At 71.3% G+C, this 22,775-nt stretch carries 18 protein-coding genes; 10 read left to right on the top strand and 8 right to left on the bottom strand.

Features of this window, described 5'->3' with window-relative positions:
• The 6 genes from AB0M73_RS33450 (at position 1) to AB0M73_RS33425 (ending at position 6,860) form a co-directional block, all read left to right on the top strand.
• Entirely contained in the window at positions 1 to 1,197 is a 1,197-nt protein-coding gene (locus AB0M73_RS33450) for an NAD(P)/FAD-dependent oxidoreductase (protein WP_363899234.1), read from the top strand.
• Positions 1,194 to 2,492, top strand: coding sequence for an FAD-binding oxidoreductase (locus tag AB0M73_RS33445; RefSeq protein ID WP_363899264.1), 1,299 nt, complete (start codon positions 1,194 to 1,196; stop codon positions 2,490 to 2,492). Before AB0M73_RS33450 ends, AB0M73_RS33445 begins: the two co-directional genes overlap by 4 nt.
• Positions 2,489 to 3,811 (top strand): cytochrome P450, encoded by a 1,323-nt coding sequence (locus tag AB0M73_RS33440; RefSeq protein ID WP_363899231.1) that lies wholly within the window; start codon positions 2,489 to 2,491, stop codon positions 3,809 to 3,811. Before AB0M73_RS33445 ends, AB0M73_RS33440 begins: the two co-directional genes overlap by 4 nt.
• Before the next feature lie 25 nt (positions 3,812 to 3,836).
• Entirely contained in the window at positions 3,837 to 4,778 is a 942-nt protein-coding gene (locus AB0M73_RS33435) for a diacylglycerol kinase family protein (RefSeq protein WP_157495279.1), read from the top strand.
• A complete protein-coding gene (locus tag AB0M73_RS33430) occupies positions 4,775 to 5,284 on the top strand; it encodes a flavin reductase family protein (protein ID WP_363899227.1) in 510 nt (169 codons plus the stop codon). Before AB0M73_RS33435 ends, AB0M73_RS33430 begins: the two co-directional genes overlap by 4 nt.
• Positions 5,285 to 5,366: 82 nt before the next feature.
• Positions 5,367 to 6,860, top strand: coding sequence for an MmgE/PrpD family protein (locus tag AB0M73_RS33425; protein WP_363899224.1), 1,494 nt, complete (start codon positions 5,367 to 5,369; stop codon positions 6,858 to 6,860).
• On the opposite strand, the gene AB0M73_RS33420 is transcribed toward AB0M73_RS33425, so the two are convergent.
• The 4 genes from AB0M73_RS33420 to AB0M73_RS33405 all read right to left on the bottom strand — a co-directional run bounded on the left by AB0M73_RS33420 (position 6,850) and on the right by AB0M73_RS33405 (position 11,752).
• On the bottom strand, positions 6,850 to 8,130 hold the full coding sequence (locus AB0M73_RS33420; protein WP_363899221.1) for a helix-turn-helix transcriptional regulator: 1,281 nt from the start codon (positions 8,128 to 8,130) through the stop codon (positions 6,850 to 6,852). The two genes, AB0M73_RS33425 and AB0M73_RS33420, sit on opposite strands and share 11 nt — an antisense overlap.
• A 414-nt stretch (positions 8,131 to 8,544) precedes the next feature.
• A complete protein-coding gene (locus AB0M73_RS33415; RefSeq protein ID WP_363899218.1) occupies positions 8,545 to 9,456 on the bottom strand; it encodes an alpha/beta hydrolase in 912 nt (303 codons plus the stop codon).
• Positions 9,453 to 10,298 (bottom strand): SDR family oxidoreductase, encoded by an 846-nt coding sequence (locus AB0M73_RS33410; RefSeq protein WP_363899215.1) that lies wholly within the window; start codon positions 10,296 to 10,298, stop codon positions 9,453 to 9,455. Before AB0M73_RS33410 ends, AB0M73_RS33415 begins: the two co-directional genes overlap by 4 nt.
• Entirely contained in the window at positions 10,295 to 11,752 is a 1,458-nt protein-coding gene (locus AB0M73_RS33405; RefSeq protein ID WP_363899212.1) for an NAD(P)/FAD-dependent oxidoreductase, read from the bottom strand. The genes AB0M73_RS33410 and AB0M73_RS33405 overlap by 4 nt, the downstream gene beginning before the upstream one ends.
• A gap of 205 nt (positions 11,753 to 11,957) precedes the next feature.
• Between AB0M73_RS33405 and AB0M73_RS33400 the strand changes: the two genes are divergently transcribed.
• Entirely contained in the window at positions 11,958 to 13,472 is a 1,515-nt protein-coding gene (locus tag AB0M73_RS33400; protein ID WP_363899209.1) for an NAD(P)/FAD-dependent oxidoreductase, read from the top strand.
• A gap of 232 nt (positions 13,473 to 13,704) precedes the next feature.
• On the top strand, positions 13,705 to 15,084 hold the full coding sequence (locus AB0M73_RS33395) for an MFS transporter (protein WP_363899206.1): 1,380 nt from the start codon (positions 13,705 to 13,707) through the stop codon (positions 15,082 to 15,084).
• Positions 15,085 to 15,091: 7 nt separating this feature from the next.
• On the opposite strand, the gene AB0M73_RS33390 is transcribed toward AB0M73_RS33395, so the two are convergent.
• On the bottom strand, positions 15,092 to 15,751 hold the full coding sequence (locus AB0M73_RS33390) for a TetR/AcrR family transcriptional regulator (RefSeq protein WP_363899203.1): 660 nt from the start codon (positions 15,749 to 15,751) through the stop codon (positions 15,092 to 15,094).
• A gap of 539 nt (positions 15,752 to 16,290) precedes the next feature.
• Between AB0M73_RS33390 and AB0M73_RS33385 the strand changes: the two genes are divergently transcribed.
• Entirely contained in the window at positions 16,291 to 17,013 is a 723-nt protein-coding gene (locus AB0M73_RS33385) for a BTAD domain-containing putative transcriptional regulator (protein WP_052396238.1), read from the top strand.
• A gap of 43 nt (positions 17,014 to 17,056) precedes the next feature.
• Here the strand turns inward: AB0M73_RS33385 and AB0M73_RS33380 are convergent, their stop codons facing one another.
• The gene (locus tag AB0M73_RS33380; protein ID WP_363899199.1) at positions 17,057 to 17,737 is read right to left on the bottom strand and encodes an SGNH/GDSL hydrolase family protein; all 681 of its coding nucleotides are present in this window, start codon (positions 17,735 to 17,737) and stop codon (positions 17,057 to 17,059) included.
• Between the two features lie 69 nt (positions 17,738 to 17,806).
• Positions 17,807 to 20,779, bottom strand: coding sequence for a hypothetical protein (locus AB0M73_RS33375; protein WP_363899196.1), 2,973 nt, complete (start codon positions 20,777 to 20,779; stop codon positions 17,807 to 17,809).
• Positions 20,780 to 20,978: 199 nt separating this feature from the next.
• On the opposite strand from AB0M73_RS33375, the gene AB0M73_RS33370 reads away from it, so the two are divergent.
• Entirely contained in the window at positions 20,979 to 21,806 is an 828-nt protein-coding gene (locus AB0M73_RS33370; protein WP_363899193.1) for a trypsin-like serine protease, read from the top strand.
• Positions 21,807 to 21,841: 35 nt separating this feature from the next.
• On the opposite strand, the gene AB0M73_RS33365 is transcribed toward AB0M73_RS33370, so the two are convergent.
• Positions 21,842 to 22,684, bottom strand: a complete 843-nt coding sequence (locus tag AB0M73_RS33365) for a helix-turn-helix transcriptional regulator (protein WP_363899190.1) — start codon at positions 22,682 to 22,684, stop codon at positions 21,842 to 21,844.
• Between the last annotated feature and the right edge of the window lie 91 nt (positions 22,685 to 22,775).

Here is a 22,775-nt window from a genome sequence, read left to right as displayed (position 1 = left end):
ATGAGCAACCTCGTGTCGCTGAGCAATGCGCGCCCGATCGTCATCGGCGCCGGTCCCGCCGGTCTCGCGGCGACGTGGACGCTGAAGGAGGCCGGGCTGGCCCCGCTGGTCCTCGACCGGGCGCAGTTCGCCTTCTCCACCTGGACCTCCTACTACCCTTCGCTGCGGATGAACTCGTGGCGGCGGCTGAGCCACCTGCCGGGCATGAAGCTGTCGGCCGAGTTCGGCCCGTGGCCGATGCGCGACGACTTCGCCAACTACCTGCGCAAGTACGTCGAGAGGCTGGACCCGGACGTCCGCTACGGCACGGAGGTGCACCGCGTCGACCGCGAGGGCGGCCGGTGGCTGGTGCGCAGCTCGATCGGCGACCTGGCCACCGACCACCTGGTGATCGCCACCGGCCTGCACCGCACGACCTTCGTGCCGGACTGGCCGGGCCTGGCCGACTTCGAGGGCGAGTTCCTGCACGCCCGCGACTACACGGTGCCGGAACCGTTCGCGGGCAAGGACGTTCTCGTCGTCGGCTGCGGCCCGACCGGCATCGACATCGCCGTGGCGGCGGCCGCGGCCGGGGCGTCGCGGGTGCGGATGTCCATCCGGCACAACCCGTTGCTGTTCAAGCTCAGCCCGCTGACGTCGCTGCTGAGCCAGTCGGTCAAGCACGCGAAGATGCCGCCCTGGCTGGTGAACCGGGTCAGCCTGCTGATGCACCGCGTGCAGTGGGGCGACCTGAGCGCCTACGGGCTGAACCCGCCCGTGGAGGGCACGATGGCCGGCATCGCGCGCTCCGGGCACACCTACGGCTCGATCGACCGTGGCCTGGTCGAGGCGGTTCGTGACGGCACGGTGGAGATCGTGCGCGCGGTCAATGCCTTCGACCGCAAGACAGTGCTGCTCGACGGCGGCACAAGTATCAAGCCGGACACCGTGATCGCGGCCACCGGCCAGCGGCCGGGCCTAGAGGGCCTGCTCGGGCACCTCGGTGTGCTCGCGGAGCCCGGCGGCCGGCCGCTCGTGCACGGCGGCCAGACCGCGCCCCACGCGCCGGGACTGTACTTCACCGGGTTCCGCGTGCCGTCCGGGCAGATCCCGGACATGGCGGTGGATGCCCGGGCCATCGCCCGCGCCGTCACCGGGCAGAGCCGGTTCTCCCAGGGCCGTTTCTCCCAGCGGCGGTTGTCCCGGCGGTGGCGATGAACGCGACGCCGTGGAGCGAGACCGGCGACCCCGGTTCGCGGCCCCGGCTGCGTGGCCATCAGCGGTGTGACGTCGCGGTCGTGGGAGCCGGTCTGACTGGCCTGACCGCGGCGGCGGAGCTGGCCCGGCTCGCACCGGAACTGCGGATCGTCGTGGTGGAGGCCGACCATTGCGCGGCCGGCGCGAGCGGGCGCGGCACCGGCCTGCTCGGCCCCCGAGTCGGGCCGCCGCTCGCGGTGGCACGGCGTCGGTTCGGCGACGACGTGGCGCGGTCGGCCTACCTGTGGTCGGTGGAGGCGGTGCGGGCGGTGCTCGCGCTCGTCGAGGAGCATCGGATCGAGTGCGATCTGATCCCGGGCGGCCAGCTGGTCGTCGCACCGGATGAGGCTGCGGCCCAGGCCCAGCAGCGCGAAGCCGACGCGGCCCGCGCGCTCGGGCTGCCGATTTCGCTGGTATCGCAAGGGGAACTGCCGGCCTTCGCGCAGGGGTATCTCGGCGCGTTGCGGTACGAGCCGGCCGCGACGCTGGATCCGGCCGCGCTGACCGGACAGCTGGCCCGGATCGCCGAGCAGCGCGGTGTGACGATCCACGAGCGCAGCCCGGTCCGCGAGATCCGGCGAGGGCTGGTGACGATCGTGCGCACCGACGACGCGGAGCTGTCGGCCGACCGAGTTGTGGTGGCGCTCAACGCTTACGGCGGCATCCCGGGCACGCCCGCCGGGGTGTTCGGGGTGCGGGTGCAGGCCGGCGTCACCGGCAAGCTGCCGCCGGCCGCGCTGGCCGCGGTGGAAAGTCTGCGCACCGACACGTTGATCGAGCATGGCGAGCTGTCGCCGTACTTCCGGCTCACGTCGGACGATCGAATCGTGGTCGGAGGCGGCGTCGTGCGCCGCGGTGCCTACGGTTCGCTCGCACCGTCGCCGGGCCGCCTGCGCGCCGCTGCGCGGGCACTGGCCCCGGAACTGTCCGATGTGGACATCGAGTCGGCGTGGGCCGGGCCGGTCGGGATGACCCGGGATGGACTTCCGCTGCTGGGCAACGATTCCCGTGATCCGGGGATCTTCAACGTCGGCGGTTGCAACGGGCACGGCCTGGCGGTGTCGGTGGCCAACGGCGCGCACGTGGCGCGCTGGATCGCCACCGGCCGCAAGGACCACCTGTCCTTCGCGCTGCCCTGGTTGCGACCGAAGGCGCCGTGGCTGCCGCGCGGCGGCCTGGCCGGCCGGGCGCTCGACGGCTACCTGGCCTGGCTGTCCGCCGGGCAGTCCGACCGACCGAGGGAGAGGCTGTCATGAGGGCCGCCGCGAACACCACCAGCCCGCCTCGGACCGATGGCCTGCCGCCGGGGCCGTCGACCTCGCCGGCTGTGCAGACGTTCCACTACTGGCGCGAGCGCCAGCGCTACATGCCGCAGATGTTCGACCAGTTCGGCGACATCGTGACGCTGCGGCTGATCCCGCACGGCCCGTTCGTCATCCTGCGCGACCCCGAGCACATCCGCGAGGTGTTCCGCGGCGCGCCGGAGATCTTCCACGGCGGCAAGGGAAACTGGAATCTGCTGCCGATCGTCGGCCGCAACTCGCTGCTGACGCTGGACGCGCCCGAGCACAAGCCCGAGCGCAAGCGGATGATGCCGCCGTTCCACCACGACCGCATCGCCGGGCTGGTGGCCACCATGCGCCGGATCGCCGAGGACGAGGCGCGGCGCTGGCCGGTGGACCGCCCGTTCCGGTTCCTGGACCGCTCCTACGCGCTGACGCTGGAGATCATCGTCAAGGCGGTGCTCGGCGTTGACGACCCGGCGCGGGCGCTGGCCATGAGCGAGGCGCTGCACAAGGTCGCCGACATGAACCTGACCGGCATCCTGGTGTTGATCCGGCCGGGCCTGGGCAAGTACTGGCCGTGGCGCAATGTCGTGCGCAACCTGGAGCACGCCGATCGTCTGATCTACCAGGAGATCGCGCTGCGCCGCCAGGACCCGGACCGGGCCGGGCGCACCGACGTGCTGTCGATGCTGCTGGAGGACCCGGACGCCGACGACCGGGACGTGCGTGACGAGGTCATGACGCTGCTGATGGCCGGGCACGAGACGACCGCGGTCGGGCTGGCCTGGCTGTTCGAGCGGCTGCTGCGCCATCCCGAGGCGCACGCGCGGCTGCGCCGTGGCCTCGACGACCCCAAGGACCCGTACCGCACCGCGGTGTTCAAGGAGGCGCTGCGGGTGCGGCCGGTGATCCAGAACGTGGCCCGGCGGCTGACCGAGCCCATCGAGCTGGCCGGCTACCAGCTGCCGGCGGGCGCGACCGTGGTGCCGGCGATCGGCGTGGTCGGTCGGGACGAGCGCTGGTGGGACGCCGACGCCGCTGCGTTCCGGCCGGAGCGCTGGCTGGACGGGAACCCGTCCGCGCAGGCGTGGCTGCCGTTCGGCGGGGGCGTGCGCCGGTGCATCGGCGCGATGTTCGCCCAGGTGGAGATCGAGACCGTGGTCGCGGCGATCCTGCGCACGGTGGCGATCGAGGCGGTCGACCCGGCCGACGAGGACGACCGGATGCACCACATCACGATGATCCCCAAGCAGGGCACGCGCATGCGTGTCGTGCGCCGTCTCGGCTGAACTGCTCACGAGAGGTCTGAACCAGATGAACCCACGTCTGCGAGTCACCGCGATCGTGAACCCGGCGGCGGGCGGCGACGGCGCGAAGGCGGTGGCCGCGCTGGCCGCCGTCGGCACGGCGACGCTGGACACCGTGGAGACCACGGCCGCGGGCGACGCCACGGACCTCGCCTTCAAGCTGGCCGTCGGCGAGAACCCGCCGGACGTCATCACGGGCGTCGGCGGCGACGGCACGATCTGCGAGGTCGTCACCGGCCTGCACCGGGCCCGCGAGGCCGGCGCCGCGGTGCCGCCGCTGCTGGTCGCGCCGGCCGGCACCGGCAACTCCACCTACCGCGGGCTGTGGGACGACGCGCCGTGGGAGACCGTCGCCGCGACCGCGCTGCGGGGCGAGGCCGTGGTCCGCCACCTCGATCTGGCCCGCGTCGAGCAGACCGGCCACGTCGTCGTGCTGGGCTCGGGCAGCGGCCTGTTCGCGGAGAGCCTGCTGGCCCGGCTCGGCCGGCCGGAGACCGGGCGGGAGCTGCTGATCGCCGCGTCGCTGGCCGCGATGCAGAGCCACGTGCCCTATGCCGGCCGCGTCACGGTCGACGGCGAGGTGATCTACGAGGGCGGCATCGTGGAGACCATCGCCGGCGGTTTCCCCTACCGCGGCGGCGTTCTGCACCTCGTTCCAGAGTCCATTGTGGATGATGGGCTGCTCGACATCACGGTGATCCCGGCGTCGGTGGAGCTGATGGACTTCGGCCAGGCGGCCGTCGGGCGCACGCTGTACCAGCTGCCCGGCGTGTGCTGGGGCCGCGGCGAGCGGATCACCGTGGAGCGCCTGGACGGGCAGCCGGTGCTGTACGAGCACGACGGTGAGGTCATGCCCGCTACCGGCCCGGCCTACGACCTGACCGCGCTGCCGGCCGCGCTGGCCGTGCTCACCCCGGCCGAGGCTCCGACCTGGTTCGGTCGGCGATGACCGCCACCCTGGACCCGACGTTGGCCGAGGCCTGCCGCGAGTACTACCGGAAGCTGACCGCCGGGGTCGCCGTGGTCACCGCCTGCGGCCCCTCGGGCTGGTCCGGCACGACCGTGAGCACGGTGACCAGCGTGTCCCTGCGGCCGCCGATCCTGTTGTGCTGCATGGCTTTGGACTCCCGCACGCTCACCGCCATCCGCCATGCCGGCTGCTTCGCCGTGCATCTGCTGGCCGACGACCAGCCCGACCTGGCCGACCGTTTCTCCCGTTCCCCCAGCGACAGCACGCGGTTCGCCGACCTGGGCTACGAGGTCCGGCTGGTGGACGGCCGACCCGTGATCAGCGGCGCGCTGGCGGTGGCCTGGTGCGAACTGCACGACAGCACCCAGGTCGGCGACCACCAGGTGGTCTACGGGCGGGTGTCCGGCGTGCGGATCGGCCGGGGCCGGCCGCTGGCCTGGCACGATCGGGCGTACCAGGCGCTCGTGCCGGGCGGCCACCGGTGACGGCGAAGCAGTCCACGCCCCGGCCCGACGAGCCGACCTGGGCCCGCGAACTGCCCCGGACCAACGTCCCCGGAGGACACCGGTGACCACAACCCAATCCCCCACCCGATCCCAGCTGCTCACCGCCTGGGCCCGCGAGCTGACCTGGGCCGACGTGCCCGAGCGGACCCGGGCGGCGGCGCGGAGCCAGGTCGTGTCGAACCTCGCGGCGGTGCGGGCTTCGCTGCGGCTGCCGGTCGGGCGGGCGCTGGTCGCCGCCTACGGGGCGCCGACGCAGGAGGACCCGACCCGCGCCGCGCAGGTGCTGGCGGCGCTGGCCACCGCGATCGACTTCGACGAAGTGGCCTACTCCGGGCACATCTCGGCCGGTGCGGTGAACGTTGCCATCGCTGAGGCCCGCCACGGCGGTCTCGACGGCGAAACGCTGCTGACGGCGGCCGTGGCGGCCAACGAGTGCGCGGCGCGGATCTCCGCGGCGACCATCCTCAGCCCGTTCTTCCGCGGCCAGACCAACACGCACACCCACCTGGCCAGCGCGGTGGTCGCACGGCTGCACGCCCGGCGTGCGCCGGCCGAGCAGTGGACGTCCGCGCTGGGCCTGGCGCTCGGCATCGTGCCGGTGCCGCTGCACCACGGCGTCGTGACCAGCGACCTGAAGGCGCTCAGCGCGTCGGGCCCAGTAAGGCTGGCGCTCGACGCCTGCGACGCGGCCGCGGCCGGGCTCACCGGGTCGGAGTCGATCATCGAGGCGCCGGAGGGCCTGCTCGCGCAGCTGTCCGTGGTGCCGCTGCCGGAGGCGGTCACGCTCGGCCTCGGCCGCCGCTGGCACACGGACACGTTGACCTACAAGCGTTTCCCGGGCAGCGCGTACCTGCACGCGGCCTTCGACTGCGCCGAGCGGCTGCACCGGACCCATGGGCCGCTGGACGCCTCGCGGGTGCAGAAGATCGTCGTGCACGCCTCGCTGCTGACCTGGCAGCTGGAGCGCAAGGTCGCACCGTTCCTCGCCGGCCCCGGCACCCCGGCCGCGGCGGCGACGCTCTCCGTCGGCTACGGCGTGGCGTGCTTGCTGCTCAAGGGAAGTTTCGGCCCGGACGACCTGGCGCCGGCGGCGCTGGCCGACGAGGCGCGGTGGGATCTGGCGGCGAAGGTGATCGTCGCCCACGACTGGGACGTCTCGGTGCGAATGGCGCAGGCGACCTCCCCGCTGGGCGAGGCGTTGCGGCAGGCCGGCGACCGTGCGTTGAAACTGCCGGAGCTGCTGGCCTGGGCCGGTGACGACGCGGCGGCGGTGCTGGCCGCGCTCGGCCCGCCGCAGGAGTCGTTCGCCGAAGCGACGATGGCCATCGGCGCCCGGCTGGAGTTGGAGCTGGCCGGCGGGTCGGCCGCGACGGAGTCGTGCGCGGCGCCGATCGGCTCGGCCGGCCCGGACACCCGCCGGGACCACCGGGCGATCGTCCGGGCGAAGTTCCTCGCCACCGGCGGCTCGGCCGGGGTGCTGGACGACCTGGAACGGCTCGACCGGCTCGACCCGGACCGGACCCGGCGGCTGATCACCGCCGCGGTCACGGGCTGACCGGCGTCCCGTGCTCGGAGTCGACCTGCGCGATGAGGTGGCTCAGCCGGACGCGGGTGGTGATGGACAGCTTCCGGAAGATGCGCCGCAGGTGGAAGTTCACCGTGTGCGGCGAGATGCCGAGGTGGGTGGCGACCTGGCGGTTGGTCAGCCCCCGGGCGACCAGCCGCGCGATCTCGTCCTCCCGCTCGGAGAGCTCCCCGAGCGAGGTGCGCGGGCCGGGCGGCTTCACCGGATCGTGGCACGGGGCGGTCCGGGCCGCGCCCACGTCCAGCACCGAACGTGGGCACAAGGGCTGGCCCTCGAAGGCCGACCGCGCGTAGCCGGCGGCCCGGCCCAGCAGCGGTACGCCCGGATTGTCGCCGGCCAGCCGCTCGATCGCCGCCAGCGCCCGCCCGGCCAGCTCGGCGTCGCCGGCGCGGCGCGCCACGGCGACCAGCCACGACGGGCGCGTCAGGTCCTCGACGAAACAGCCGGACGTGGTGGCCAGCGCCCGCCAGTTGGCCCGGATCTGCTCGGCCGCCGCGCGCGGGCCCTCGGCGGCGGCCACGAGGGCGATCTCCGCGAACGTCGCGCGGGCGACGGAATCCGGCAGCTCGTAGTCGGTGGTGTTGGTGTGGTAGGCGTGCAGCGCCTCGGCCGCACGTCCCGGCTCGTTGCGAGCCAGGTACACCGTGGCGGCCACCGACAGCGCGAGCTTGACGCCGGCCGTGCAGGCCCGCTCGGCCGCGGTGGCGACGGTCTCGTCGACCTGCTCCAGCGCCTCGTCGTACCGGCCGGCCTGGAGGTCGAGCAGTGAACGCAGCGACGGCACCAGCGCCCCGAACGCGTGCAGGCCGGCGCTGTCCACCAGGTTCTGGATGGTCGTGACGACGCCGGCCGCCTGGTCGGCGATGTGGATGTCGGACAGCTTCTTGGCCAGCAGCAGCTGCGCGTACAGGTTCCACACCGGCGTCTCGCGGTCGACGCCGTGAATCGCGCTCCGATTGAGCATCAGGCCGTCGAAAAGGTTGCCGGAGTGCCATTGGATATTCGACTGTATGCAGAGCGAGACAATGCGCGGCGGGCCGGCGGCCGGGGTGACCTGGCCGGCGCCGTAGGTTTTCCACCGGTCCGAGCCCCGGTCGACGAACTCGAGCAGGAACATGCGCAGCGCGAGCACGTCCAGATAGCCGCCCCCGTCCGGGTCGAGCCGCTGGAGCGCCTTGTCGATCAGGGCCAGCGACGGCTCCAGATCGCCCCTGATCAGATGGATTCCGGCCTCACTCACCAATCGGAACGTATCGGGCTCGGAAATGTCCGCGCGCAGGGCCGCGATCAGGTACAGGACGTCGCTGACCAGCGACGGCGCCGCTTCTCCGACGGCCTCCGGCGCGGCCCGACTTTCCCCATGGCTCATAGGTCAACCCACTTCCCCCGACGTGGTCAACGCTCAGCCAGTAAAGCACACGCGCAAGGGCGCGTCATCCGCCCAAACCCCTGCTCCCCTTGCTCTTTTCAAGATCGATCCTGAATCGTCCCCGGTGGGGACGGCGTGACCACACCGGGGTTGGGCCCAATAAAAGCCCGCCCTTACGGGCAGCTCCCTCGCGTGACCCAGGTCACGGTTGCCCGACCTCGTTTCGCGACGTCGACGGGACGTTATCCGGAACCGAGCCATCCTCGACTACCCGGGTTCGAACACTCAGGAAACTATTGATTTCGCCGTGTCGAATATTCGACGTAGATAATCGCCGACGTCCTCCAGCGAATCGGCGGCAGCGCGGACGAGACCGGCCTGAACCTGACCGGCGTGCCAGAGATCCGGGCTTTCCACATAACGCAGTTGAATTCCGGCACGGCGCAGCAGGACCGCGAGTTGCAGGCACTGGTCGTAGAGCATTTCCCGCAGCCCGGCGTGCAGGTACGTCGGCGGCAGCCCGGCCATCGGGCCCAGCTGCGGCGCGTACACCGGGTCGACCGGATCGCCGTCGCCGCGGTAGGCGTCCGCGCAGGCGAAGCCCCAAGGCCGGTTGACGACCAGGTCACGGTGCCGCGAGGCGCGCTTGGCCGGGTTCGCCCACGGCGAGAGCAGCACCAGCGCGGCGGGCTGCACGCCGCCCCGCGCGACGATGGCCTGCGCGGCGGCCAGCGCGATGCCGCCGCCCGCGGAATCACCGGCCAGCGCGATCGTGCCGGACGCGTACCCGGCCCGGCCCAGCGCGTCGAAGGCCGCCACCGCGTCCTGCACCGGGGCCGGGCAGGGGTGCTCGGGAGCGAGCCTGTAGTCCAACAGGTAGACCGGCCGCGCAGCTGCCCGGGCCAGGTGCGCGGCCAGCGACCGGTGCGTGGCGATCGAACCCACGGTGTACCCGCCGCCATGGAGGTACAGCACCGCCCCGGGCCCGGCCGTCTCGCCGGCGGAGACGACCTCGGCCCGCCGTTCGCCGAGCCACAGCGTGCGCGTGGTGGCTCCGGGCGGCATCGGCTGCGTGCGCGCCGCGACGTCGAGCAGGAGCCGCTGCACCTTCCACGGCAGCCACCGCTGGAAGGTCAACCGGTAAAAGGGATGCAGCAGCGCGCGGGCCAGCGGCAGCGGGATCGACGGCTGGTTCACGACGCCTGCTTGCGCGGCGCCACGGCGAGGAACCGCGAGTACCAGGCCCAGAACCGCTGCGAGCCGGTCGGCGTGACCCGGTTGAGCAGGTCGAACAGCTTGGCCTCGCCGCCGATGAGAATCCGCGCCCGCTGCCGCTGCACGCCCGTGAGGATCGTCCTGGCGGCCATTTCCGGGCTGTGCAAGGCCATCCGCCGGTCGAAGACCCGCGCCACCGAATCCGGGTCGAGCCCGTCGGCCACGCCGGCGCTGCGCGCCACCGACGTCCTGATCCCGCCCGGGTGCACGCAGCTGACCCGCACCGGATGCCGGGCCACGAGCATCTCCTGCCGTAGCGACTCGGTGAACCCCCGCACGGCGAACTTCGACGCCGAGTACGAACTCTGCCCCGGCAGCGTGATCAGGCCGAACAGGCTGGACACGGCGACCACGTGCCCGTCGCCGGAGTCGATCAGGTGCGGCAGGAAGGCCTTGGCCGTGTTGACCACGCCCCAGAAGTTCACGTCGAGCACCCGCTCGATGTCCTTGAACTCCTCCCGCGCCACTTCCCCGTAGTAGGCGATGCCGGCATTGGCGTAGACCTGGTTGACCACACCGAAATGCGCCCTCATCGCCGCCGCGTAGGCCAGCACGGCCTCGCGTTCGGTGACGTCGAGCTGGTCCGTGCGCACCTCGGCCCCGCGGGCCTCGCAGCGCACCGCGGTCGCCTCCAGCCCGTCACGGTCCACATCGGACAGTGCGAGCCGGGCGCCGCGGGCGGCCAGGTCCACGGCCAGCGCGCGGCCGATGCCCGAGCCGGCGCCGGTGATCACCGCTACCTTGCCCGTGAATCCCGTGCTCATGGTGCGTCCTCCGTCGAGATGGCGTAGGCGTCGAGGTCGAACTGCCGGGTGAGGCGGGCGAACTCGAAGGAGAATCCGGGCCACAGCGTGGTGTTGCGGCCGTGCTTGTCCCGGTACCAGCTGGCGCAGCCGCCCCTGTCCCACACGCTGCCGGCCATCCGCCGCTGAAGCATGCGGGCGAAGGCCTCCTGCGCCGGACGGCGCACCTCGACCGTGCGGATCCGGGCCCGGCGCATGGTGGCCAGCGCGTCGGCGAGGTAGTTCACCTGCGCCTCGATCATGTAGATCATCGAGCTGTGGCCCAGACCCGTGCTCGGGCCGACCATGAAGAACATGTTCGGGAAGCCGGCGATCGTGGTCCCCTTGTAGCACTCCCGCCCGACCTGGTCGAACACGTCGCCGAGGCTGCGCCCGTCGCGGCCGAAGATCCGCCGGTGCGACGGCGAGTCGGCGATCTGGAAGCCGGTGGCCAGCACGATGACGTCGGCCTCGTGCACCTCGCCGTCGGCCGTGACCAGCGCGTTGGCCTTGATCTGCTGAATGCCCTCGGTGACCAGCCGGACGTGGCGCTTGGCGAAGGTCGGGTAGTAGTCGTTGGAGATCAGGATCCGCTTGCACCCCAGGCGATAGCCTGGCGTGAACTTGCGCCGCAGCGCCCGGTCCCGCACCTGCATGCGCAGCTTGGCCCGGGCGGCCAGCTCCATCGGCAGCATCAGCAGCGGGTTCTTGGCCAGCCCGACCACCTGCGCCTCGCGCGCCCAGTAGATCGCGGTGCGCATGAGCCGCTGGTAGAACGGCACGCGCCGGCAGGCGAAGCGCTCGACGGCGGTGTAGCGGCGGTCCATCCGCGGCAGGATCCACGGCGGCGTCCGCTGGTAGACCTCCAACTGCCCGACCCGGTCGGCGATCCCGGGCACGATCTGGATCGCCGAGGCCCCGGACCCGATCACCGCGACCCGCTTGCCGCTCAGGTCGGCGTCGTGGTCCCAGCGGGCGGAGTGGAAGACCGTGCCGTCGAAGTCCTCGATGCCGGGGATGTCGGGCCGGGCCGGCTCGCACAGCGCGCCGAAGGCCGCCACCACGATGTCGGCGGTGAAGCGGCCCTTGGTGGTCTCCAGCTCCCACCGCGAATCGGCGTCGCTCCACCGCGTGGACAGCACCTCGCAGCCAAAGACATGGTTGTCCCGCAGGCGATGCCGGCGCACCACGTCGACGATGTAGTCCTGGATCTCGCCCTGCCGCGAGAACGAGCGTGTCCACGCCGGGTTGGGCGCGAACGAGAAGGAGTAGAGGTGCGAGGGCACGTCGCACGCCGCGCCGGGATAGGTGTTGTCACGCCACGTGCCGCCGACCTGCTCCCCGCGTTCGAGGACCAGGAACTCGTGGCCCTCACGGCGCAGGCGCACCGCCGCGGCGACGCCGGACAGCCCGCCGCCGATCACTATCACGCGCACATGCCGCGGTCGTGCCTGCTCTGCAGTGTTCACGCGGGAACTTCAACTCCCATCGCGCCCGGTCCGAGGATCGACGCCGCGATCATCGCAAAGCGCTCTGACGAGCCCCTGACCTCGCCCCGTTCGGTGTGGCAGAGGCGTTTCAGGGCCGGCGCGGATGATCCGAGGCCGAGACATCCGCGCGCGAACACGTGAGGAGACGGTCGTGGCGTCCACACCGAACGAAGCAGGGGCGACCGAGTCGCCGGACGTCCTCATCGTGGGCTCCGGCATGGCCGGGCTCGGCATGGCGGTGAAACTGCTGGCGGCCGGGCAGCGGGACTTCGTGATCCTGGAGAAGGCCGACAGCGTGGGCGGCACCTGGCGGGAGAACACCTATCCCGGCTGCGCCTGCGACGTGGCCAGCGTCATGTACTCCTACTCCTTCGCGCCCAACCGGAACTGGAGCCGGATGTACGCCGGCCAGCCGGAGATCCTCGACTACATCCGGCGCGTGGTGAAGGACCACGACCTGGAGCCTTTCGTGCGCTTCAACACCGAGGCGGTGTCCTACGAGTTCGACGAGGCGGCCGACCGCTGGCACGTGCGCACCCGCTCCGGCGAGGAGTTCCGGCCACGGATCGTCGTGCTCGCCCACGGCGCCCTGCATCTGCCGAACCGGCCGGACTTCCCTGGCATGGAACGCTTTGGCGGCGCGGTGTTCCACTCGGCGCAGTGGGACCACTCCGTGGACCTCAAGGGCAAGCGCGTCGCGGTGATCGGCACCGGGGCGAGCGCCGCGCAGTTCATTCCGGAGATCGTCGGCCAGGCCGCGCACGTGGACGTCTTCCAGCGCAACGCGCACTGGGTGCTGCCCAAGGCCGACCGCCCGCTCAGCGACCGGGAGCGCAAGGCGTTCCGGTTGGCGCCGTTCGTGCAGCGGCTCTACCGGCTGGCCGCCTACTGGACGCACGAGCTGCCGGTGCTGGCGTTCCTGCACCCCCGCTTCGTGAAGATCCTGGAGATCGCCGCGCGCCGGACGCTGGACAAGCAGGTGGCCGATCCGGTGCTGCGGGCCAAGCTCACGCCCTCGTACCAGATCGGCTGCAAGCGGATCCTGCTCACCAACGACTACTTCCCGACCATGCAGCAGCCGAACGTCGACCTCGTGACCAGCGGCGTCGCCGAGTTCACCAAGACCGGCATCCGCGACAACGACGGCGAACTGCACCGGGCCGACGTGGTCATCCTCGGCACCGGCTTCAGCACCGACAACCGGTGCGCACACGAGCACATCGTCGGCCGCGGCGGCGAGACCATCCAGCACGCCTGGCGCGACGGCATGACCGCCTACCTGGGCATGACCGTGTCCGGCTTCCCGAACATGTTCATGGTCATGGGCCCGAACTCCGGCGGCGGCGCGCAGTCGATCCTGTTCGTCATCGAGGCGCAGCTGCACTACATCGTGGAATGCCTGCGCCTGATGAAGACGCGCGGGGCCACCCGGCTTGACGTGCGGGCCGAGGTGCAGCGGAAGTTCAACTCCTGGCTGCACGGCAAGCTGTCGCGGTCGGTGTGGAACACCGGCGGCTGCCACAGCTGGTTCCTCGACCACACCGGGGCCAACCGCCAGTCCTGGCCGGGCACCGGCACCAGCTACTGGCGGGCCACCCGCCGCCCCGACCCGGACGCCTACGTCCTGACCGCCGTGCCCCGCGCCGTGCCGGCCACGTTGCCGTAAACCCGGCCACGTTGCAGTAAACCCGGCCACGTTGCGATAAACATACGGTCGCATGTATGCTCTGTTGTGCGCGGGTCACCCGCGGACACCCCCGGTCCGCGGGTGAGCCTCGCCTCCGGCCGGATCGTCGGGTCCGGCGTCCGACGAGAAGGGAACGGCCTTCGTGACGAATGCCAGGCAACAAGCTGTCGCGAGTCCACCGGAGGCGCCGCCCGCGATCCCGTGGCCCCCCGTGGCGACCGTCATGATCGGCATGTTCATGGCGATCCTCGACTCCTACATCGCGATCGTGGCCGGGCCCGCGATCCAGGCCGACCTGCGCGCCACCGCGGGCGAGCTCCAGTGGGTGCTCGCCGGCTACCAGCTCAGCTACGCGGTGTTCATGATCACCGCCGGCCGCATCGCGGACCTCTACGGCCGCAAGCGGATCTTCATGCTCGGCATCGTGGTCTTCACCCTCGCCTCCGTGGCCTGCGCGATGGCCACCGGCCCCGGCATGCTGGTCGTCGCGCGCATCGTGCAGGGCCTGGGCGCGGCCATGGTGGTGCCGCAGGTCTTCGGCGTGATCACGCTGCTCGTGCCGGCCGAGGGCCGACACCGCGTGTTCGGCATCCTGGGCGTGGTCATCGGCCTCGGCACCATCGGCGGCCAGCTGATCGGCGGGCTGCTGATCGGGGCCAACCTGTTCGGCTCCGACTGGCGCTCGGTCTTCTGGGTCAACGTGCCGATCGGCATCGTGACCCTCGCGCTGGCGGCCAAGTTCGTGCCGGAGTCGAAGGCGGCCGGCGCGCGCCGGCTGGACATGCCGGGCGTGGCGGCGCTGAGCGCGGCCCTGTTCCTGCTCACCTTCCCCCTCATCCAGGGCCGCGAGCAGGGCTGGCCGTGGTGGACGTGGGTCTGCTTCGCCGGCAGCCTGGCCGCGTTCGCGGTGTTCGTGGCCGTCGAGCGGCGGGTGGCCGGCAGTGGCGGCGACCCGTTGATGGACCTGACCCTGTTCCGCAAGCGCTCGTTCTCGCTCGGCCTGCTGCTGGTCATCTGCGTGTACGCGCTGCTGACGTCGTACTACCTGTCGCTGGCGGTGTCGTTGCAGGACGGGCTCGGGTTCTCGGCGCTGCAGTCGGGCCTGGTGTACGCGCCGGCCGCGGTGATGTTCTTCATCTTCGGCATGGTCGCCGGCCGACTCGTGCCGAAGTACGGGCGACGGGTGCTGGAGGTCGGCTCGATCGTGCTGGCGATCGGCTACCTGTCGACCGCGGTGGTGCTGCTGACCGGCGGCCCCATGAGCCCGGCCACGGTGATCCCGACCCTGATGCTGCAGAGCGTCGGCGGCGGCCTGCTCATCACGCCGCTGCTCAACTCGGTGCTGGCGCGGATCGAGCCGGCGGCGGTCGGCATGGCCTCCGGCGCGCTCTCCACCGCCCAGCAGGTCGGCGCGGCCCTGGGCGTCGCGGTGATCGGCGTGGTGTTCTTCACGTCGTTCCGCCCCGACGTGGACGGCCGGGTCCAGGCCGCGGGCCACGGCTTCGCCATGGCCTCGCTGGCGGTGTTCGCGATCGCGGTGGTCGTGGCCGCGCTGGTGTTCCTGATGCCCAAGGCGGCCAAGGCGCGCTGAGTCGGCCTCAGCTCAGGATTGCCTCGACGATGCGGCGGGCCTTGTCCGCCGCATCGTCGTCGCCGAGGCGCATCGAGGTGTTGGTCGCGCACAGCACGGCGTCGATCTGGAACGCCGCCAGGTCCGCGTCGAGGTCGCCGATCTCCTTGGCCGCCACCGCGTGCCGCAGCTCGGCGGCGATGAGGCCGACCCACTCCTGCCGCTGGCGGCGCAGCGCGTCCCGGATCGGGCCCGGCTTGCTGTCGTAGTCGGCCAGGTTGGCCACCCAGAAGCAGCCGCCGGCGAACAGCGGCCGCTCGGCGTAGTCGATCCAGTTCCCGATCAGCGCGCGCAGCCGCGCGACGCCGTGGGTGACCGACCGCGCCGGCGCCACCACGGTGTCCAGGAACAGCTCGCGCGCGTACTCGATGGTGGTCAGCTGGAGGGTTTCCTTGCTACGGAACAACGTCTGGACCCCGGCCTTGCTGATGCCGGTGGCGGCGGAGAGCCGGCCGAAGCTGACGCCCTCCAGCCCTTCCAGCGAGGCGACGTCCACGGCCTCGCGCAGCACGATCTGACGGCTCCGCATCCCGCGCAGGACCCGCTTGTCGGTGATCTCGTCCGCGTCGCGGGCCGACACGACCCCGGCGGCCGAACGCTGAGCCGTGCGCTCCGACCCGTTTTCCATACGACCGATCATACTCTCACATCGTCGCCCTGGCCCGCTCGGCGCCCACCCCGTGCGACCGAATGCCGATCCGGCCGGAAATTCCTCGGCGAAACAGCAGATCAACCGCCGACCGAGTGAATGCCACCGCCCGATGGCGTGGGATGTGCCGATTCCCGCCGATTATCCGGAGCCCGCCACCGCCACCGATTCCGGCGACCCCCGCCCGATGAGGCAAAATCTGCCGCGGTCACGGCCCGGTCAGCGGAATGGTTCTACCCCGCTCGATTGACTCCCCCGATCCGCCGAGTGGCCCTACCTGAAGGTGTGGGTGCCACGACAACTACCCGCGTCGTTAGTCTTCCGTTGTCAAGCCAAGATCTGGCTTTCTGGGGAGTTGCCCAGCGGTCACCCGGGTTCCTGGGGTTAAGGAGTGCGTCCCCCGTCATTCGGTGTCGGCTGCCGTGGCAGAAGGAACGAGGACGATGGACTCTGCGCGCATAGGCATCCTCGGCCCGATGCGATCAAGGTTCGGAGACGTGGAGGCAACGCTCAGCGGGGTGAAACTCCGCAGCATACTGGCGGTTCTGGCGTTCCGGGCCGACGACAACGTCGGTCGCGACGAGCTGATCGAGGAGCTCGACCTGACCCGCACCACGGGGGACGCGGTCAACGCGCTGCACGCGCACGTCGCCCGGCTGCGCCGCTGGCTGCACAGCAACGGCGGCCGGTCCGACATGCTGGAGACGGTCAACAACGGATATCGGCTCAACATCGACCGCACCGCGGTCGACGCGCACCGCTTCATGACCCTCGTCGAACGGGCGCTGAATCTGGCGCCGGAGGCCCCGCACGTGGTCGCGGCCATTCTCGAGGACGCCCTTTCCCTGTGGCGCGGCGACGCGCTGCCGGACACTCTCGACGGGCCGCTGACCGCGACGGCCGCCGATCAACTGCACCAATGGCGGGCGGCGGCGAGGGAAACGCTGATCGACGCCTGGATCGCGCTCGGCAACAACCAGAAGGTGGTGCTCAACGCGCACAAGTTCATCGCGGAGAATCCGCTGAACGAGTCGATCCACACCCGGCACATCCTGGCCCTGCGCAGAATGGGGCGCTACGCCGAGGCCGCGGAGGCCTACCAGCGCGCCGAACGGGTGCTCCAGGACGAGCTGGGCGTGCGGCCCGGTCACGAACTGCGGTCCTCGATCACCGACCCCGACGAGCAGTTGCCCGCCCACGTCCCGGCGTCGGCTCGCTACCAGCTGCTCCGCACGCACTGACACGGCCCTGCGGCCCGGGCGGGAGTTCCGGGCCGCAGGGCTCTCACACCGGGCTGACCGCGCCCAGCAGGTACGCGAGCTGCTTGACGACCTCGGTGGCCATCACGGCCTGGCCCGAGGTCGAGAAGTGGATCCGGTCCTCGCTGAGCAGGTCGTCCCGGGCGTTCACCGGGTGGTCCCACATGTCGACCACGATGACGCCGTACTCGGCGGCCAGCCCGCGGGTGATCTCGTTCATCGTGCGGACCCGCTCGTCCCAGTCGGGGAAGACCGGCACGACATAGGCCTTGCCGAGCGTGAACGACATCAGCTGGGCGCCGGTGCCGGCGGCGATGCCGTAGAGCCGCCGCAGGGTGCGGGCGATGTCGTCGTAGTCCGGGTTGCGGCGCACGATGTCGTTGGCGCCGCAGGGAATGTGCAGCAGATCCGGCCCGAACTCCAGCATCGGCTCGATCTGCTTGTCCAGCACCTCCGGCGTCCGCGCGCCGACCACGGCCACGTTGAGGTAGTCCAGGTCCGGCCGCACCTGACGCAGGATGCCGGCCACCCGGTCGGCCCAGCCGAGGTCGGCGTAGCCGGGGCTCGCGTCGCCGGTCCCCGCCGACAGGCTGTCCCCGATCACCGCGAAGCGGGACCACGGCGCGTCGAACAGCAGGCCCGCGGCGTGCACGTCGGACAGGCAGAACGGGTCGGACGCTTCGGTCCGGGGCGTGGGCACGGTCACCCCGAAAGAATACGTGCGGCCGTATGTAGAACGCAACGGCCAGCTTCCCAGAGGCCTCCGAGATTGCCCTCAACCTCGGGCCATCGCGAACACGTGCAGCGACGGCGTGCCGGCGACGGCGCCGGGGCCGCCGGCCGGGAGCCGGACCCGCGATGGGGTCTTGCCCGCCTGCAACGGCACGCCGACGTAGTACACGTAGGCGCTGCCCTGGTACGTCGTGTTGCCCTGCCGGTTCTGATATGCCGCCGTGAAGGCCACATCGCCCGGGCCGCCGAACCAGTCGGAACTGGTCAGACTGAAGTCCTGGGTGGTGCCATCGGTGTAGACCACCGTCGCCGTGCCGCCGGCCGTGCCGTAGGCCGCAGTCACCAGGAATCCCACCATGTTGCCGGTTCCGGTCAGCGCGATCGTCTGTCCATTGGCGACGGTGTTGTCCGGTGTCCCGGTGCCGGTCTGGGATGGCCAGGCGAAGGTCAGTCCGCCGTGGCTGACCGGGCCGCCCGGGGTCACGCCGACATCGGCGAAGGCCTTGGCCGACATGCTGGCACCACCGCCGTCGATGTTGCCGGGGCCGGTGTTGTCGTCGGCCGTGACGGCCACGTTGTCGTAGGTCTCGGCCAGCGTCGCCGACACCACGGGCTTGTCGAGGCCGATCTGGACCGGGCCGAGGTGCTTGGCCGAGGTGGCCGCGACGCCGGTGACCGGCCCGAACGGCAGCGACGTGAACGGCGCGGCGCTCTTCTCGATCAGATATTTGTGCCCGCACACGGTGTTCACGGCGATCTGCCCGGCGGTCGTCGGCGCGACGACCGCGCGGCCGGTGTCGGCATCGACCACCTTGATCGACTGCCCCGCCCACGGGTTGCGCACCTTCATAGCGGCGTTGTCCCCCGCCTCCAGCACCACCGTCACCGGCACGCCGCCGCGCACCTGCACGTCAACCTTGCTGTTGTGCTGCAAGGAAACCGTGCCGTTGACGTCCCAGTCGGACGGCCAGGCGGGCGCGATCCGCAGCAGCCCGTCGTAGTCCTGCGCCAGCGCCTCGTTCAGGTTGGCCGCGACGATGCCCGTCTCCTCGTTGTACGGCGCCGCACCGGCCGAACCGAACAGATTCCCCATGCCGGACGGAAAGACCTGGTACTTCTTGGTGATGGCGACCAGGTTCGCTTCGACCTCGCCGGCCAGGCCCAACCGGGCCGCGGACAGCCCGTCGTAGTCCCATTCCGCGTTGAACCGGAACCGCCGCGCGTCGTAGCTGCGCTTGGCCAGGTCGGTGAGCGGGCCGGAGTCGTCGCCGATCAGGCCGTACGCCCAACTCGGCTCCAGGTCGAGGTTCTCCCCGTTGTTGAGCGGCGCGGTCGGCTGCGTCGAGTAGGCGATCACGTCCTGGCCGCCGGCGTCGGCGTCGGGCGTCAGCACCTGCGAGTGCGTGGCGGCGTCGGTGCGGGGCAGCGGCGGGATCTGCTTCTCCGCGGCGCGTAGTTGCCGCACGAACGCGTCATCGGTGTGCAGTTCCTGCGCCGCCGACACCACGACCGGGAACAACGCCGTCATGGCCGCGATGTTGGTGACCGGGTCGGACACGTTCCACTGCGTCTCGTGCGCGTTCGAGGTGGTGTGCAGCAGACCGTCCGGACCGACCTCGGCCACCGAGAGCAGGAACTGCGCTGCCGCCTTCATCAGCGGATAACCCTTGCGCAGGAAGGAATTGTCGCCGTTGTGCTGGTAGGCCTGCCAGAGCCACAGGCCCACCTCGGCGCCGGTGGAGTAGGTCATCGAGTTGTACGACGGGGCGATCGTCGCGTCGCACGAGGCGTTCGCCTCGGGGTCGGGGCCGGTGTAGAGGCCGTTCCCGTTGAACCGCATCGTCTCCGGAACGCAGGCGCCGGCCGCGCCGGGCACCTTCGCCTTCGTCCACGCCTCGACGGCGGCGAGGTTCGAGGTGTACAGGTCGAAGAACGCGGTGTTCAGCTCCGGCACCCCCGAGCTGAGGTTGGCGGCGATCTGCATGCGCAGGTTCCAGAACCAGTAGTCGGCCGGCACCCAGTCCTGCTTGTCCTGCGAGAACTCGAACAGGTCGGCTACGCCGGCCTGCGTGCCGGGGTACTTGCCGCGGTTGAGGCTGGCCTCCTGGTAGAGGTAGATCGTGCGCAGGTTTTCGAGGTACTGCCCCGAACCGTCGGCGGACTCGACCTTCATCAGGTCCGCATGCGCCCAGAAGTCGTGCCACCAATTCAGATGCTTTTTGTCCACTGTGGACGCTGTTGCGGCGTCGCCAAGCAGCCGCGCCGCGGTTTTCGGCGCGTCCCCGCCGGTCCAGCCCGGTGCGCCGACAACGACGCGGAAGGCCCCGTTCTTGTTGGGCTTGAAGGAGACCTGCACGGTGCGGTCGTCCACCACCTTCGAGGTGACGTCGCGTCCCCCGGCCGTGACCGCGAGCAGGCTGCCGAACGTCTGACCGGCGCCGGCCGGCGGGCCGTCCACCCACGTCTCGGCCAGCGTCCCGATCGCGCCCGACGCCTGCGCCTGCGGCGACCGCCCCGACCACAGGTAGCCCTGCGCCGTCTGGTCGGCGTTCGGGTCCGCCCCGGTCACATCGACCACCAGCTCGTCCGTGTCCGCTCGCACGTAGGCGCGCGCCGTCATGCCGCCGCCGGTCTCCGTGAGCACCCCGTCGTAGAGGTCGAGGCGGGCCGTGAAGTCGCTCGCGTTGGCCAGCTTCGCCAGACCGGGAATGGTCACCTGGCCCGGGGACTTCCGGTCCGGGAACGTGTCGCCCCGGTTGAGCTGCGCCGTGAACCCGCCCGCCGCCCACACCGCCGCGCCGAGGCTCCCGTTGCCCAGCGGCAGCGACTGCGTGTTGGCGACGTTCGGCCCGCCCAACACGATGTCCGACCGGCTGACCACCGCCTGGCGGTCGATCCGAAACCCCCCGTCACGCCAGGCAGTGCTCACCCCCTCCGCCCCCAAGGCCGGCGTGACCGCCGAGACCATGGTGATCGCCGCCAGAACGGCTACTCGTAATCGGCTGCTGGTTGGCACCGCGTCTCCCTTGACCGGCGGCGGCAGCACCACCCGAGGCCTGCCGTTAATTACGAATAGTTGACAGCACCCTCGCTGACGTGTCAATGATCGATTATCGATGACTTTGTGTTGCTAGTCCGAGCCATCGATCGACGGCGGCGCGCGGCCGGTCCACGCTCGACTGCAACGGGATCCGAGCCGGCGGCGTATGGGTGGTATGACGAAGTCTCCGCGCGGGCGCATCGGGAAGAGACTCGGGACCGTCGCCGTCGCGATGATTCTCGGCGCCGGCGGCGCGGGTGCGTACACCGTGGCGCAGGAGCGCGCGGCCGCCGAAACGAGCCGCCCGCACGCGGCCGCCAAACCGGTTCTCAGCCACGAGTTGCCGTTCAACGCGAAGCTGACGGCCAAGGACATCCCCCAGCTGGACGGCAGCGTGCGCAGCGGCGCGTGCAGCGGCTCCCTGATCGCCCCGCAGTGGGTGGTCACGGCCGGGCACTGCTTCCACAGCATCGTCGGCACCCCCGACAGCGGGCCGCCCCGCTACCACATGGCCGTGACACTGGGAAAACTCAAGGACAGCGACCCGGGCGGCGAGACGGCTCAGGTGGTGGACGTGCGACAGTCGCCCGTCAGCGACCTCGCGCTGGCCAAGCTCGATCACGCCATCACCGACATCGTCCCGCTCGCGCTGCCCACCGCGCCGCCGACCGTGGGCGAGCCGCTCCAGTTCGCCGGCTGGGGTTCCCTGTCGTCGACCGTCGTCAAGCCGTCCGACCATCTCAAGCGCGGCACCTTCACCGTGGCCGAGATTCACGAGTACACCCTCGGCGCCGCGCCGACCGTGCCGCGCACGGTGGAGAACAGCCCCTGCCCCGACGACTCCGGCGGCCCGTTCTTCGTCTCGGCCGACGGCGTGACCGGCACCCTCGTCGCCATCGTCAACAACGGCCCGGCCTGCCCCCAGGCCGGGCTGGAGAACGTGGCCCGGCTCGACGTCGTGGTCGACTGGATCCACCGGCAAATGGGCTTGGCCAGCAGGTAAACCGTCTTCGCCGCAGGCTCGACGAGCCGGCCCGTTCACTCGTCGCCCGCGAACTCCGTCGTCCCGACGACGCTGAGAAGTTTCAGCTGCTGCGCGGCCTCGCCGCCGACCCGCGGGGAGTACCAGACGAGCCGGTGCCGACCGTCCTCGCTGAGCATGCCCTCGCACCCCAGTTCGATCAGCCCCAGGCCGGGGTGCAGCACGCGATGGACACCGGCCCGCCGCACGCGCACCGGAGCCGCTTCCCACAGCTGCGCGAATTCCTTGCTGCGGCGGTGAAGTTGCCGAATGAACCGGGTCACACGGACGTCGTCCGGGTGGCGGCCGCTGGTCGCCCTGAGATCGGCGACGTACGAGAGTGACACGTCCGGCCAGACGTCGACCGGGTAGCGGGCCCGTGCGGCGAGATCGAGGAACCACCGGACGATCTGGCTGTCCTCGGGGCCGCCGGCCGACAGCGGCTCGCCCAGCAGGGCGACCGCCAAGTCGTTCTGCGCGACCAGGTCGTAGAGGTCGGTGAACAGCTGCGCCGGCACTTCCGCCAGCTTGCCCAGCAGGTCGAGCATCGCCGCGTCGACGTGAGCGTTGGGGCCGTGGTCGGGCGGAGCGGCGCCGGCAAGGCCGAACAGGTAGTCCCGTTCGTCGCGGTCCAGCCGGAGCGCCCGGGCCAGCGCGGCGACGACCTGGGCCGACGGGCGGCGGCCGCGACCCCGTTCGAGTTCGGTGTAGTACTCGACGGAGATCTGGGCCAGCTCGGCGACCTCGCCGCGACGCAGGCCCGGCACCCGTCGGCGGGACGACTCCGGCCGGCCGATGTCCAGCGGGCTGAGTGCCTCGCGGCGTGTCCGCAGGAACGCTCCCAGTTCGCTGTCGGCCATGACCGGACGATAACCCGCGCGGCCGGTTCGAGGGTGGTGCTGCCGACCCCACCTTCGCCAGCCTCTGGCTGCGCCCGCCGGGGCGGCCGAG

It is taken from the genome of Kutzneria sp. NPDC051319, from assembly GCF_040682195.1.
Lineage (GTDB): Bacteria > Actinomycetota > Actinomycetes > Mycobacteriales > Pseudonocardiaceae > Kutzneria.
This window is presented reverse-complemented; position numbering and strand designations above follow the sequence as displayed.